Origin of the sequence: Geomonas terrae (assembly GCF_004791675.1) — a bacterium.
In the GTDB taxonomy this organism is placed as follows: Bacteria; Desulfobacterota; Desulfuromonadia; order Geobacterales; family Geobacteraceae; genus Geomonas; species Geomonas edaphica.
The window spans coordinates 40,302-53,437 of record NZ_SRSC01000002.1 but is presented as its reverse complement, the minus strand read 5'-3'; the positions used below and the strand labels follow the sequence as shown (position 1 = coordinate 53,437).

The window sequence follows — 13,136 nt, the reverse complement described above, 5'->3', positions numbered from 1 at the left end:
GGAATTTTATTTCCCCGCTTTGACGACCTTAGCCGTGAGTCCGCTTTTCTTAAGGCCTGCCGCCGCTTTCTCCGCGCTGGTCGGATCGGAGAAGCTGCCGGCGCGAACCTTGACCACGGTAACCGGGATGTTCGCCTTCTTCAGCACCAGACGAACCCCTTTGTCGTAGAGACGGTCCTGCTCCACGGCAGCCTTCCCTTCCCTCATGAAGGAACCGGCATAGACGGCATACCGGCCGTTCTCCTTGAGCATGAAGGCGTTCGGAGCCACGCCCTTCAGGCGGCCCAGTTCCTCGGCAGCCTCGTCGTGGTTGCCGAAGTCGGCGAGGAAGAGGCGGTGCATCGGCTCGCCCTTGTGCGATTTGATGGTGACCACGCGGGTGAGACCCGCCTTCTTCAGTTTGTTCGTCACCGACGGGATCTCGCTCTCGGCGAGGTCATTGTCCAGCTCCAGGGCAAATCCCCCCTTTGCCGAGGCTACGACGGGCTTGACAGCTTTGGCCTTTGCCGCTGTCTTCGCGGCAGGTTTCGCCTCTTTGGCCGCTGCAGTCTTTGGCTCTTTGGCAGCGGCAGGCTTTGTCTCCTTGGCAGGAGCGGCTTTTGCCTGCTTGGCGGGAGCGGCGGGCTTAGCTTCCTTAGCCGGAGCAGCCTTCGCTTCCTTGGCCGGAGCCGGCTTCGCTTCCTTAGCAGCAGCAGGTTTCGCCTCTTTAGCAGGAGCCGGTTTGGCAGGAGCGGCCGGAGCAGCAGGCTTAGCAGCCGCCTCCGGTTTTGCCGCAGGAGCGGCAGGCTTAGCAGCCGCCTCCGGTTTAGCCGGAGCAGCAGCCGGTGCGGCAGCAGGCTTTCCAGCCTCCGCGGGCTTGCCTGCCGGAGCCTCGGCGGGCTTGCCCGCCGTAGCATTTGCGGGCTTGTCCGCCGTAGCATTTCCGGAGGTGGAGGTGGATCGCGGCGGCAACGGTTTCTTGACCACGGCAGGAGCAGGCGGCGGTGTCGGGGCGGAAGCCTGTTCCCCGCGCGGCTTGATCAGACCGGTAAAGAAGTACAGGTACGCAAAAAGGATGATGAGGAGCAGAAGCAGCAAAAGGAGCCGCTGTTGCGAGCTCTTCTTCTGTGCAGCATTTTCATCTTCTTCCGGAAAAAATTCTTTCGCCATCTGGCCCATCCTCCCTATTGCATCGAAAAATTACCTGCCCGGTCTCCTCAATCGAAGAGACCGGGCAGTACGTTCAGCTAAGCACTCTTATGGTTGTTGTTCTTCTGATCCTGCGCCTCAGTGATGATCTTCTGCGCCAGGTGGCTCGGAACCTCCTCATAATGGGAGAACTCCGAGGTGAACATGCCGCGGTCGCTGGTCATGGAACGCAGGTCGTTGGAGTAGGTCAGTACCTCCGACATCGGGACGACGCTCCTGATGATCTGCGAGTTCGCCTTCGGCTCCACGCCGACCACCTTGCCGCGCCTGGAGTTCAGGTCGCCGATGACGTCACCCATGTTCTCGTCCGGCACGGTTATCTTCATGTTGACGATCGGCTCGAGGAGCACCGGCTTGCACTGTTCCATCGCCTTCTTGAACGCCATGGATCCGGCGACCTTGAAAGCCATCTCCGAGGAATCGACGGTGTGGAAGGAGCCGTCAAAGAGCGCGACCTTGAAATCGACCACCGGGTTCCCGGCGAGGAAGCCGTCCTTGGCCGCCTCCTGGATACCCTTGTCCACCGCCGGGATGTACTGGCGCGGGATCACGCCGCCGACGATCTTGTCTTCGAAGAGGTACCCTTCGCCGCGCGGCATCGGCGAGAGCTCGATCCAGCAGTCGCCGTACTGGCCGCGTCCGCCGGACTGCTTCTTGTATTTCCCCTGCACCTTCGCGCTGCCGCGGATGGTCTCCAGGTACGGGACCTTCGGGGTCTTCAGGAGCACTTCCACCCCGAACTTGCGCTTCATCTTCTCGACGATCACCTCGAGGTGCACCTGCCCCATGCCGGAGATGATGAACTCGCGGGTCTGCGGGTCGCGGTGGCTCTCGATGGTCGGGTCTTCCTCGATCATGCGCTGCAGGGCACCGTGGATCTTGTCCTCGTCGTTCTTGGTCTTAGGCTCGATGGCGTACGAGATGACCGGGGTGAGCGGCTGGGCCGGCTCGTAGAGGATCGGCTTTCCTTCGTCGCAGAGGGTGTCGCCGGTCACGGTCTCCTTTAGCTTCGCCACTGCCACGATGTCGCCAGCGACCGCCTGCTTGATCGGGTGCTGCTTCTTTCCTTCCAGCTCGAAGATCTGGCCGATGCGCTCCTGCACCCCCTTGGTCGAGTTGTAGACCAGGGAATCGGAATTGAGGACACCCGAGTAGACGCGGAAGATGGTGATCTTGCCGGTGTACGGATCGGAGGTGGTCTTGAAGACCAGTGCCGAGAACGGCTCGCTCTCCGAGGGTCCCCGCTCGATGATCTGTTCCGTCTTCGGGTCGATCCCCACCGCCTTGGTCCGGTCCAGGGGAGACGGCAGGTAGTTGCAGATCGCGTCCAAAAGCTGCGCTACACCGATGTTCATCGCGGCCGAACCGCAGAAGACGGCGGTGAAGGTGCTGCGCATGGTGCCGACCCTGATGCCGTCGATGATCTCCTCTTCGGTGAGTTCGCCGGTGTCGAGGAACTTCTCGGTGAGCGCGTCGTACGCCTCGGCCACCGTCTCAACCATCATGTCGCGCAGTCGCTGCGCCTCGTCCCGGTACTCGGCCGGGATCTCCTCCTCGGAGAACTTGCCGGAGAGATCCTTCGCGTAGCGGTAGGCCTTCATCCGCACGAGGTCGACCACCCCCTCAAAATTCTCCTCTGCGCCAAGCGGCATCTGCACCGCTACCCCGCGCGCCCCGAGCGCCTTCTCCATGTCGTCAATGGCGCGCAAAAAGCTCGCGCGTTCCCGGTCCATCTTGTTCACGAAGGCGATGCGCGGGACCTCGAACTCGTTGGCCCACTGCCAGACCTCCTCGGTCTGGACCTTGACCCCCGAAATGGCGGAGAGGATCACCACGGCGCAGTCGAGGGAACGCATGCAGGCGCGGGTGTCGGCGATGAAGTTTCCGTATCCCGGTGTGTCGACGATGTGGATGGAGTGCCCGTTCCATTCGCAGTGGTCGAGGGAGGAGGTGATGGAGATCCGGCGCTTGATTTCTTCCGGCTCGAAATCCATCGTGGAGCTGCCGTCGTCGACCCGCCCGAGCCGGTCGATCATGCCCGTATCGAACAGGATCGCCTCGGCCAGCGTGGTCTTGCCGGCGCCGCCGTGAGCTACAATACCGAGGTTACGCAGTTTTGCCGTTTCATACCTTCCCATAGTGCCCTCCCTTTAGAATGAAGATCATCAATGACCTACGCTTCAACGAGACCTGACTTGAGACGAAACAGACTACTACCAACTACCTGGCTGAAACTCTGGAGTGGATTTCGGGAACCTCCCTCACCCGCCTTGCGGATGGACCTGCATGTGCCGGTTACGCGTAAGCCCTAAGGCTTGTTCCTTTTGTAGATGATGCGCAGCCCCTCGAGGGTGAGGAACTCGTCCACCGCCTCGATGGTGCACGACTCGGGTGCAATGAGCGAGGCGAGGCCGCCGGTGGCGATGACCTTCAACGGCTCCTTCCCCTCGGCCTTCATGCGCTGCACGATGCCGTCGACGAGTCCCACGTAGCCGAAGAAGATGCCGGCCTGCATCGAGTTCACCGTGTTCTTGGCGATGATGCTCGGCGGGCGGGCGATGTCGACGCGCGGCAGCTTGCTCGCCTTCTGGAACAGCGCCTCCATGGAGATGGCAAGCCCCGGAGCGATGGCCCCGCCGCAGTACTCGCCCTTCTTGTTCACGTAGTCGAAGGTGGTCGCGGTGCCGAAGTCGACGATGATGAGCGCCGAGCGGTACTTCTCGTAGCCGGCGATGGCGTTGACGATGCGGTCCGCGCCGACCTCCTTCGGGTTGTCGTAGTGGATCGGCATGCCGGTCTTGATCCCCGGGCCCACGATGTAGGGGGTGATCTTGAAGTACTGGCGTGCGAGCTTTTCGAGCACCCCGGTCAGGGTGGGGACCACCGAGGAGACGATGATGTCCTTCACGTCCGAGAAGACGATCCCCGACAGGCGGAACAGGTCGTGGAACAGGATGCCGTACTCGTCGATGGTCTTGGACTTGTCGGTGGAAACCCGCCAGTCCTGTACGAGGCGCTCCTCGTCGTATATGCCGAGAACGATGTTGCTGTTCCCTACGTCAATCACCAAAAGCAAACGAAACCTCCAAGACTAAGAACTGAAAGCAAAGCTTCAACGCAAAGACGCCAAGGCGCCAAGCCGCAAAGAAAATCTAAAAAGGTGAGAGCTTAAAACCTGCTTCTTCTCTGCGTCTCCGCGACTTTGCGTCTTTGCGTTAACGCCGTTGGTCTTTTGATTCAGACTAGCGCCACGTCACCGGAGAGCACCGTCTCGACCGTGCCGTCGATAAGCTTGACGAGGAGCGCACCGAAGGAGTCCACCCCCTGCACCTCTCCGGTAAACTCGCGCTCTCCCTGGCTCACTTTAACGCTGCGCCCACGGATCGCGGAACGCTCGAGCCACTCGGCCCTTACCGGCCCCTCCCCTTCCTGCAGGAAGACGTCGTAGAGCTCGTCGAGCTCGGTCAAAAGCCTCCTGGTGAAGGCGACCCGATCCACTTCCTCGCCACCCTCCTCGATCAGCGAGGTGGCCGGATGGCGCAAAAGCGACTCCGCTATCGACGACATCCTGAGGTTCAGGTTCACCCCGATCCCGAGCACGACGAAATTAACCTTCTCGGTCTCGGCGTTCATCTCGTTCAAAAGCCCGGCTACCTTCTTGCCGTTGATCAGGATGTCGTTGGGCCACTTGATCTGGGGCTTCAAGCTCGTGCAGCTCTCGATGGCACGCGCCACGGCGACCACGGAGAGAAATGTGAGCTGACAAGCCGCCATGGGCGCTATGGCTGGACGCAGTACCACGGAGCAGTAGAGGTTCACCCCGGCAGGCGACAGCCATACCCGGCCGAGCCTACCCTTCCCTGCACTCTGGGCGTCGGCGATGACCACGGTCCCCTCGACGGCACCTTCCTCGGCCATCTTGAAGGCGACCTGGTTCGTGGACTCCGTTTCCTTTAGGCAGACGATGCGGGAACCGACCCTCCTGGTGGCGAGGCCGGAAGAGAGATCCAACTGGGTGAGGAGTTTGGGGGAGGAGAGCAACCGGTAACCCTTCGAGGGGACTGCTTCGATGAGATATCCTGCGGCGCGCAGCCCCTTGACGTGCTTCCAGACGGCGGTGCGCGAAACGCCCAAAAGCCGGCTGAGCGCAGCTCCGGAGACGACCCCGTCGCCGGAGCGGAACAGCTCTATGATCCTGCCGTCGACCCCGGAGTCTTTCAAACGTCCTCCATGAGCATTGAGATGTCGGTCGCGCGTACCGAGTGGGTGAGCGCACCGACCGATATGATATCCACACCGGTCAGGGCTATGGACCTGATCGTCTTCAGGTTCACCCCCCCGGACGCCTCGACCAGCGCCCTCTTATCGATAAGTTGCACAGCCTCGGTCATCTGATCAAGGCTCATGTTGTCGAGCATGATGATGTCCGCACCGGCGTCCAGCGCCTGCTGCACCTCGTCAAGCGTCTCGGTCTCCACCTCGATCTTCAGGGTGTGCGGGATGTAGGCGCGGGCGGCGCGCACCGCCTCGGGGATCCCCCCTGCGGCAGCGATGTGATTCTCCTTGATGAGAACGCCGTCATAGAGGCCGGTGCGATGGTTCGTCCCTCCCCCCACACGCACGGAGTACTTCTCAAGGACGCGCAGGCCCGGGGTCGTCTTGCGGGTATCGACCACGCGCGCGCCGGTTCCCTCGAGCTCCTGCACGAAGGCCGCGGTCTGCGTGGCGATGCCGGACATACGCTGCAAAAGGTTCAGGGAGACGCGTTCGCCCTGCAAAAGCGAGGCGGCATCCCCTTCCATCCTGGCGATGATGTCACCCTTCTCAAGGCGCGCACCGTCCTGGAATTCCGCGGTGAAGGTGATGTCGGCATCGAGCCGGGCGAAAACGCGGCGGGCGACATCGATGCCGGAGAGGACCATGGCCTCCTTGGCGACAAGACGTGCGCGCATCCTGCGCGGCCTGGTGAGCACGGAAAGGGTTGTGATGTCCCCGGTGTGGATATCCTCGGCGAGGGCGTTGTCAATTATGTTATCGATTTGGTTCATATTATCCGGCATCTCCCTGTGTTAAGCGGCATTTTTTTATAGCACAGCTTAACTAGGCCCGCAACCGCTAATAAATCCCGCCAAGATGCTACTGACGCCACTCCAGCGGGACTCCGGCCTGGGCCGCGGCAAGGTCGAGGGCCTGGATCCTGTTGAGCATCTCACTTATCTTCGCATCATCGCCGGCGATGTCGGCTTCCATGACGTTTATTGCCTGACGGTCGCTCGCCTTGTGGAAGAAGGTACGCTTGCGACGCAGCTCCTCGAGCGCCTGCTCCTTGCCGGTGCGTCCGTCCTGCAGACTCTTCAGTTCGTTTCTAAGCGCCCTGTAGCGGTCGCGCCACCAACGCTCGCCGTGACCGCCCGGCTCGAGCGGCTTTTGCTGCGGCTCCTGTCGTATCGTCCCGCCGGTTGAGGGGGTGATCGTCGTGGCCTTGTCGGAAACCTCAACCCGGCGCGCCCTGTCCAGGTACTGTTTCGGGATGTTGTTGCGGTTATCGGTGAAGTGCACCACGCCTTCCGCGTCGGTCCATTGATAGAACGCAGCTCGTGCAGGCAGCGGTGACAGGAGAGCCAGTATCAGAAGAGAGAGCAACAGGTGCCTCATCCTTCCCCCTTTTGGTGCCTTAAATGGCCGAACATAAAAAACAATCAATAGTTTTGAATTGACGATGGCTATTGCGATGTGTATATTATCCCGGCTGTGCCTAGGCAGAGCAAATAAATAGCCAGAAGGAGTGTACCATGCAGTTTCGCCTCGCCTTACTTATGGTTCTTATCGTCTGCGCGTCGCCTGTTGCGCTTTTCGCAAAAGAGACCAAAGACGTCAAGTTCCCTCTTAAGAACGCGGATGCAGTTGTCTTCAGTCACGATGTGCACCTGAAGAAATATAACAACAATTGCAGGATCTGTCACAACGCTATCTTCGATCTTAAGGCGAAGCACCACTTCACCATGGCAGAGATGGAGAAGACTAAGTCCTGCGGTGCCTGTCACACCGGCATCAAGGCCTTCAGCGTAGCCGATGAAAAGAGTTGCGTCAAATGTCACAAAGGCAAGCCGCGCAACGTAGACTTCAAAGTAAAAAGCGCCGGCCAGACTGTATTCAGCCACTCCGTTCACATCGCCAAGGTCGGTTCCTGCAGGGCGTGCCACAACGGCACCGTGATCACCGGCAAGGAAGGGCGCGTGACCATGGCCCAGATGGAGAAAGGCAAAACCTGCGGCGCATGCCACAACGGTAAAAAAGCCTTCACCGTCGCCGGCAACTGCGGCAAGTGCCATGCCGGTATGAAGCCGCGCGAGATCACCTGGAAGGCCAAAGGGGTCACCGACGCGAAGTTCAGCCATGACTTCCACCTCGAAGCGTTCAGCTGCAAAGACTGCCACACCAAGCTCTTCGCCTTCAAGGCAGGCGCCAAGCACTTCACCATGGCGGATATGGGCAAAGGCAAGTCCTGCGGCGGCTGCCACAACGGCAAGGAAGCCTTCTCCGTGGCCGGCGACTGCAACAAGTGCCACAAGGGTTACAAGCCCGGCAAGATTCTCTTCAAGAACGATGGCGGCGAAGTAACCTTCAGCCACGAGTTCCACCTTGAAGCCTACAAGTGTGCCGACTGCCACAACAAGATCTTCCCGATGCAGGCCGGTGCCAAGCATCACACCATGGGCGACATGGAAAAAGGTCTGTCCTGCGGTGCATGCCACAACGGCAAGGACGCCTTCACCTCCTCCGGTGAGTGCGACAAGTGCCACAAGATGTAAACTTCAAGCGGTAATCAGAAACATCAAAAGGCGGGACCCGAACAGGTCCCGCTTTTTTTTTACGCCCTTTCCCCAGCAGAGAAAACCTGTGGCCCGCTCTGCGGCATCGGGTATACTTGCCGAGTTTGAATTTCTTCTAACCGGAGGGCCGCCCATGTCAAGACGCCGCTACTGCCTCGCCGCTCTGCTCCTGCTTCTGACCCTGCTCCCTTCGCTTCCCGCCAAGGCCGACGACGCCATCATCGGCGACGTAGTCATGACCGTCATTCCCGTCACAGCCTTCGCGGTCGCATTCTTCAAGGACGACGCAGAAGGTGAAAAGCAGTGGCTGCGCAACCTGGCCGCCAACCAGATTATCACCTCCGCGGCAAGGCTCGGCTTCAACCAGACCAGTTGGGGCGAGCGTCCCAACGGTCATCCCTACGGCTTCCCATCCGGACATGTAGCATTCGCCGGATCGGGCGCCGCCTTTTTAAGCGAGCGCTACGGGTGGCACTACGGTCTTCCCGCCTGGGTAGGCACCGCCTACGTCGCGTACAACCGCGTCGACAACCACAGCCATCGTTGGCGCGATGCCATCGCCTCCGGCGCCATCGCTTTCGGCGTCGGCAAACTCTTCGTCACCCCCGAAAACGCCACTCACATCGCCCCGACCATCGGACCGGACTGGATCGGCATGCGCTGGCAGCGCTCCTGGTAAAGGAGGAATCCGTCATGGCGAAGCTCTTTCTCGGATGCAGCGGCTTCAGCTACGACCACTGGCGTGGCAATTTCTATCCCGAAGGGCTTCCCGCCAAGCGGTGGTTCGAGCATTACCGCTCCGTGTTCGACACCGTTGAGCTGAACGTCACCTTCTACCGGACGCCCAAGGCCGAGACTTTCCAGCACTGGTATGAGGAAAGCGAGGGGTCCTTTTCCTTCGCCATCAAGGGTAGTCGTTTCATCACGCACATAAAGAGACTTGTTGACATAGAGGAGGCCGTCGCGAGGTTCTTCACCCCGGCGGAAGAACTGCGCGAGAAGCTGCAGGTGGTGCTCTGGCAGTTCCCGCCGCAGTTCAGGGCGGACGTGCCGCGCCTGGAGAGCTTTCTCGACCAGGTGGCACCTTATCACGGCAGGCACACCCTCGAGTTCAGGAATGAGAGCTGGCTTACCGACGACGTGGTGAAGCTCTGTCGCAGCCGCAACGTCTCGCTCTGTATGGCGGACCATCCGACCTTTCTGGACGAAGCACCCATCACGGCGGACTTCGTCTACATCAGGCGGCACGGTTAGCAGGGGAGTTACAACGGGTTTTACACGGAAGAGGAGTTGCAAAAAGATGCGGCCCGCATCAGGAAGTACCTGGGGCGCGGTTTGGATGTGTATATATATTTCAACAACGACGCAGGCGGCGCCGCCCCCCAAAACGCCCGCGATCTCGCCGCCATGCTAAAGGCGTAGCCCAAGACGCCGTCGGCGGCACTCACCACTGAATAGAGGCGTACAACCCGCCAACTCCCCACGAAGCCCTGCATGAGCCCCTGCGTCCCCCCCTTTGCGAAGGGGGGACAGGGGGGATTTGCCTTTAGATGAAACGCCGGCTTACCCCTTAAACCAACTCTGTGCGCTGCGGCCCACAAACATGTTCAACCGAAGCCTCCACACTCCCGCCGCCCACCGTCAGGTAGATATTTCCCTCAGTGATGGTGACAGACCAATTGATGACCCGCTCCAGCCCGTCGCAAAGCTCCCTCAGGAACTTGAAATCAACCATGCAGACGGTGAGGTTCTTCACCTGTTCCAGCTTCTGCTGGTGCTGGGCCAGCCAGCGGGTCACGTTGGCACCGAAGGCAAGCAAGAACGCGTGCTCCACGTGGCGGCAAGACTTCGCGAGCCTTTCAGGGTCCGGCTGCCCCACCTCGACCCAGAGCTGCACCCGCCCATCCGGCCCCTTGCTCCAGAGATCCGGCTCGTCGCCGGAGCCAATCCCCTTGGTGAAGGAGAGATCCTCGCGATAGCAAAGCGCGTATGCCAAAAGCCTGGCGAGCAGTCGCTCCGCGGTCTCGGAGGGATGCTGGGCGATGGTGGTCTGCAGTTCGGCGTAGATCTGGCGGTCCAGGTCCGAGAGCTGCACGGAAGCGCGGTAAATAGTGGAGGGAAGTGCCACGTGAAAAACTCCTATTGATTATGCTTACGTGCGGCCGTTGAGCGGGGACTGGCTACATCTCCCTCCGCGTTCAACGAAAGGCGCTGCGCCCCAGGGCGAGTGATTATTCGCCCCCCTCCTTCGCCCAGCGTTTCCAATCGAACCCGTCGAAATCGATAAGCAGCGCGAGCGGAATGAGGGTATCCAGCTCACTCATCCTCCGTCCCAGCATCTGCCCGGTGAAATCCCGGAACAGCGCCACCTCCTCGCGGAGGATGGCATCAAACGGCGCCGTTAGCCCGGACAGAGCAAGCGGATCGACCTCGGTGAAATTCATGGTGCACCACTCGTCGTGCATCACCTCCCCCTCAGTATCCACGAGGGGAATGCCGTGCAGCCGGCAGGTCATCGGGCGGTTTTGATAGACCAGGCAGCGCCCGTCCACACCTAAGAGCACGCAAGGAGTCTCGTCCTCGTCAGGCATGAGGATTTCCCAGTCCTCCTCCGGGCGGTAGTTCAGCACGAAGGGATGGTCGAGCTCCGGCCAATGCTCCCGCATCAAGGCGAGCCGTTCACGGCACTTGGCCAGCACTGCATCCTTGACCGGGACAGGCAGGGCGTCGAAGCCCAGCTTCAGGTAGTAGGCGTCCATGAGCGTGATGTCGAAAGTGCTCCGGCAGCAGGCCGAGCAGCCGCTTTGGCAGGCGATGTGCTGAGGGTAAGCCTCCATGCAGCGGGAAAACCAGGCATCCACCTGGGAGAGCAACTCTTTATTTCTTTCCAGTATTTCTTCCATAAAGAAAACAATCCGTCCATGGTCCCCTCCCCTGAAGGGGGAGGGTCAGGGAAAGGGCGCGCAGCGTCATGTTCATGCGTCCCCCCTCCCGAGCCCCCCACTCCGGGTGGAGGAGCAGGAAAAACAAAGGCGGCAATGGAACAATTGCCGCCTTCGATGAAACAGGTGATGCCGGGTGAACTAGGCGAGGATCTCGGCCTTGGTGAAGATGGACTTCAGCCAGTACCCTTCCGCCTCGATGTTCTCACGGCCGCCTTCCTCGCGGTCCACCAGAGTGACCACGCCGAGTACCTTCAGCCCTTCCTCCTCGGCGCGCTTGATCGCCTTGATGGAGGAACCGCCGCTGGTCACCACGTCCTCGACGATGACCACCTTGGAGCCGGGCTTCAGGTTCTTGCGCCCTTCCAGCCAGGCGCCGGTGCCGTGGCCTTTCGGCTCCTTGCGGATGATGAAAGCCGGAACCGGCTTACCTTCCAGGAAGCTCACCACGGAGGTCGAGGTGGCGATCGGGTCGGCGCCCAGGGTGAGCCCCCCTACCCCTTCGATCCCTTCCACGTCCTTGATCGCATCGAAGAAGAGCTTGCCGGTCAGGTAGCCGCCCTCGGGGTGCAGCGTGGTCTGCTTCCCGTCAAAGTAAAAGTCGCTCTGACGGCCGGAAGCCAGGGTCACGTTCCTCTTCTCGTAGGACAGCTCAATAATGATCTTCTTCAGCCTTTCCTTCTCGCTCATTTCTTCTCGATCTCCTTTTCGAATAGTCCCATCTGCGGCTCTTCGAGCAGACGCGGGAATTTAACCGGATAGCCACCGGTGAAGCAGGCGGTGCAGAAGCCGGCGTTTTCCGCGCCGACGGTAGACATGAGACCTTCTTCGGAAAGATAACCGAGCGAATCGGCGGTTATGTAGCGGCGGATCTCGTCGATGGAGTGGGACGAGGAGATCAGCTCCTTGCGGTTCGGGGTGTCGATACCGTAGTAGCAGGGGTAGCTCGTCGGCGGCGAGGAGATGCGCACGTGCACCTCGGAGGCGCCTGCGTTCCTGATCATCTTGACGATCTTCCTGGAGGTGGTGCCGCGCACGATGGAGTCGTCGATGACGACGACGCGCTTGCCTTTGAGCACCTCGCGCACCGGGTTCAGCTTGATCTTCACGCCGAAGTGGCGGATCGCCTGCTGCGGCTCGATGAAGGTACGCCCGACGTAGTGGTTGCGGATGAGACCTAACTCGAACGGGATGCCGGATTCCTCGGCGTAGCCAAGGGCGGCCGGAACGCCGGAGTCCGGGATCGGAATGACGATGTCGGCGTCGACCTTGTGCTCGCGGGCCAGTTGGCGCCCCTGCTCCTTGCGCACCTGGTAGACGTTCTTGCCGAAGATGCGGGAGTCGGGACGAGCGAAGTAGACGAACTCGAAGATGCACGGGGTCGGCTCCGCCTTCTTCAGCGGGAAGAAGGAGGTCATGCCGTTCTTGTCGATGACGATCACCTCGCCCGGCTCGATCTCGCGGATGAACTCGGCGTCGATCAGGTCGAGGGCGCAGCTCTCGGAGGCGACCACGTAGGCGCTCCCCAGGCGACCGAGGCAAAGCGGGCGGAAGCCGTTCGGGTCGCGCGCCGCCATCATGCGGCTCTCGGTCAAAAAGAGAAGGCAGTAGGCGCCCTGGATCCGGTTCAGTGCGTCGGTCAGGCGGTCCAGAAGCGAGTTGGCCTTGGAGGTGGCGAGCAGGTGCACGATGATCTCGGTGTCCATCGTGGTCTGGAAGATGGAACCGTAGGCCTCGAGTTCGTCCTTGATGATCTGGGCGTTGACGATGTTGCCGTTGTGGGCGACCGCGATGGAGCCCCGGGAGTAATCCACGTTGATGGGCTGTACGTTCTTGATCACCGACGACCCGGTGGTCGAGTAGCGGACGTGGCCGATGGCCGACCGACCGGGAAGGGTCTTGAAGATCTCCTGGTTGCCGAAGACGTCGGCGACGAGACCCATGCTTTTATGTGCGTGCAGGTTGGCACCGTCCGAGGAGACGATACCGCAGCTTTCCTGTCCCCTGTGCTGCAAGGCGTAGAGCCCAAGGTAGGTGAGGTTGGACGCCTCCGGGTGGTTGAAGACACCGAAAATGCCGCACTCTTCTTCGGGCCTGCGCATCATCATTTCTTCCACGACTGCTCCTTATAAAAGAACTGCTTACCTGTCGATCTTTGTCGTATCCCTCGAAG

At 60.6% G+C, this 13,136-nt stretch carries 12 protein-coding genes and 1 pseudogene; 3 read left to right on the top strand and 10 right to left on the bottom strand.

Annotated elements, in window-relative coordinates; translation table 11 throughout:
- Window positions 1–6: 6 nt before the first annotated feature.
- From E4633_RS07525 to E4633_RS07500, 6 genes are all read right to left on the bottom strand, one after another.
- Window positions 7–1,149 (bottom strand): SPOR domain-containing protein, encoded by a 1,143-nt coding sequence (locus E4633_RS07525; RefSeq protein WP_135869646.1) that lies wholly within the window; start codon window positions 1,147–1,149, stop codon window positions 7–9.
- A gap of 77 nt (window positions 1,150–1,226) precedes the next feature.
- The gene (gene fusA / locus E4633_RS07520; RefSeq protein WP_135869645.1) at window positions 1,227–3,326 is read right to left on the bottom strand and encodes an elongation factor G; all 2,100 of its coding nucleotides are present in this window, start codon (window positions 3,324–3,326) and stop codon (window positions 1,227–1,229) included.
- A 170-nt stretch (window positions 3,327–3,496) separates the two neighbouring features.
- On the bottom strand, window positions 3,497–4,264 hold the full coding sequence (locus E4633_RS07515; RefSeq protein ID WP_135869644.1) for a type III pantothenate kinase: 768 nt from the start codon (window positions 4,262–4,264) through the stop codon (window positions 3,497–3,499).
- 161 nt (window positions 4,265–4,425) lie between these two features.
- Window positions 4,426–5,409 carry a biotin--[acetyl-CoA-carboxylase] ligase gene (locus E4633_RS07510; RefSeq protein ID WP_135869643.1) on the bottom strand — a complete coding sequence of 328 codons (984 nt, stop codon included), beginning with the start codon at window positions 5,407–5,409 and terminating at the stop codon, window positions 4,426–4,428.
- The gene (gene nadC / locus E4633_RS07505; RefSeq protein ID WP_135869642.1) at window positions 5,406–6,236 is read right to left on the bottom strand and encodes a carboxylating nicotinate-nucleotide diphosphorylase; all 831 of its coding nucleotides are present in this window, start codon (window positions 6,234–6,236) and stop codon (window positions 5,406–5,408) included. The genes E4633_RS07510 and nadC overlap by 4 nt, the downstream gene beginning before the upstream one ends.
- Before the next feature lie 88 nt (window positions 6,237–6,324).
- Window positions 6,325–6,843: a DUF4124 domain-containing protein gene (locus E4633_RS07500; RefSeq protein ID WP_135869641.1), complete on the bottom strand. Its 519-nt coding sequence runs from the start codon at window positions 6,841–6,843 to the stop codon at window positions 6,325–6,327.
- Window positions 6,844–6,980: 137 nt separating this feature from the next.
- Here E4633_RS07500 and E4633_RS07495 point away from each other — a divergent pair, with 137 nt between their 5' ends.
- The 3 genes and pseudogenes from E4633_RS07495 (at window position 6,981) to E4633_RS07485 (ending at window position 9,443) form a co-directional block, all read left to right on the top strand.
- The gene (locus E4633_RS07495; RefSeq protein WP_135869640.1) at window positions 6,981–8,000 is read left to right on the top strand and encodes a cytochrome c3 family protein; all 1,020 of its coding nucleotides are present in this window, start codon (window positions 6,981–6,983) and stop codon (window positions 7,998–8,000) included.
- 154 nt (window positions 8,001–8,154) lie between these two features.
- Window positions 8,155–8,700, top strand: coding sequence for a phosphatase PAP2 family protein (locus tag E4633_RS07490; protein WP_135869639.1), 546 nt, complete (start codon window positions 8,155–8,157; stop codon window positions 8,698–8,700).
- Between the two features lie 14 nt (window positions 8,701–8,714).
- Window positions 8,715–9,443: pseudogene (locus tag E4633_RS07485) on the top strand (DUF72 domain-containing protein).
- Window positions 9,444–9,591: 148 nt separating this feature from the next.
- On the opposite strand, the gene E4633_RS07480 reads toward E4633_RS07485, so the two are convergent.
- From E4633_RS07480 to purF, 4 genes are all read right to left on the bottom strand, one after another.
- Window positions 9,592–10,149: a YaeQ family protein gene (locus E4633_RS07480; protein ID WP_135869638.1), complete on the bottom strand. Its 558-nt coding sequence runs from the start codon at window positions 10,147–10,149 to the stop codon at window positions 9,592–9,594.
- A gap of 103 nt (window positions 10,150–10,252) precedes the next feature.
- On the bottom strand, window positions 10,253–10,924 hold the full coding sequence (locus E4633_RS07475) for a YkgJ family cysteine cluster protein (RefSeq protein WP_135869637.1): 672 nt from the start codon (window positions 10,922–10,924) through the stop codon (window positions 10,253–10,255).
- A gap of 180 nt (window positions 10,925–11,104) precedes the next feature.
- Window positions 11,105–11,653, bottom strand: coding sequence for an orotate phosphoribosyltransferase (pyrE, locus tag E4633_RS07470; protein WP_135869636.1), 549 nt, complete (start codon window positions 11,651–11,653; stop codon window positions 11,105–11,107).
- Window positions 11,650–13,071, bottom strand: a complete 1,422-nt coding sequence (gene purF / locus E4633_RS07465; protein WP_135870424.1) for an amidophosphoribosyltransferase — start codon at window positions 13,069–13,071, stop codon at window positions 11,650–11,652. The genes pyrE and purF overlap by 4 nt, the downstream gene beginning before the upstream one ends.
- Window positions 13,072–13,136 lie beyond the last annotated feature (65 nt).

What these genes read in the sequence shown, in the direction of transcription:
- E4633_RS07525 (WP_135869646.1), bottom strand. Translation starts at nt 1,149, where the DNA reads ATGGCGAAAGAATTTTTTCCGGAAGAAGATGAAAATGCTGCACAGAAG.
- E4633_RS07475 (WP_135869637.1), bottom strand. Translation starts at nt 10,924, where the DNA reads ATGGAAGAAATACTGGAAAGAAATAAAGAGTTGCTCTCCCAGGTGGAT.
- E4633_RS07490 (WP_135869639.1), top strand. Translation starts at nt 8,155, where the DNA reads ATGTCAAGACGCCGCTACTGCCTCGCCGCTCTGCTCCTGCTTCTGACC.
- E4633_RS07500 (WP_135869641.1), bottom strand. Translation starts at nt 6,843, where the DNA reads ATGAGGCACCTGTTGCTCTCTCTTCTGATACTGGCTCTCCTGTCACCG.
- E4633_RS07495 (WP_135869640.1), top strand. Translation starts at nt 6,981, where the DNA reads ATGCAGTTTCGCCTCGCCTTACTTATGGTTCTTATCGTCTGCGCGTCG.
- pyrE (WP_135869636.1), bottom strand. Translation starts at nt 11,653, where the DNA reads ATGAGCGAGAAGGAAAGGCTGAAGAAGATCATTATTGAGCTGTCCTAC.
- nadC (WP_135869642.1), bottom strand. Translation starts at nt 6,236, where the DNA reads ATGAACCAAATCGATAACATAATTGACAACGCCCTCGCCGAGGATATC.
- purF (WP_135870424.1), bottom strand. Translation starts at nt 13,071, where the DNA reads ATGATGATGCGCAGGCCCGAAGAAGAGTGCGGCATTTTCGGTGTCTTC.
- fusA (WP_135869645.1), bottom strand. Translation starts at nt 3,326, where the DNA reads ATGGGAAGGTATGAAACGGCAAAACTGCGTAACCTCGGTATTGTAGCT.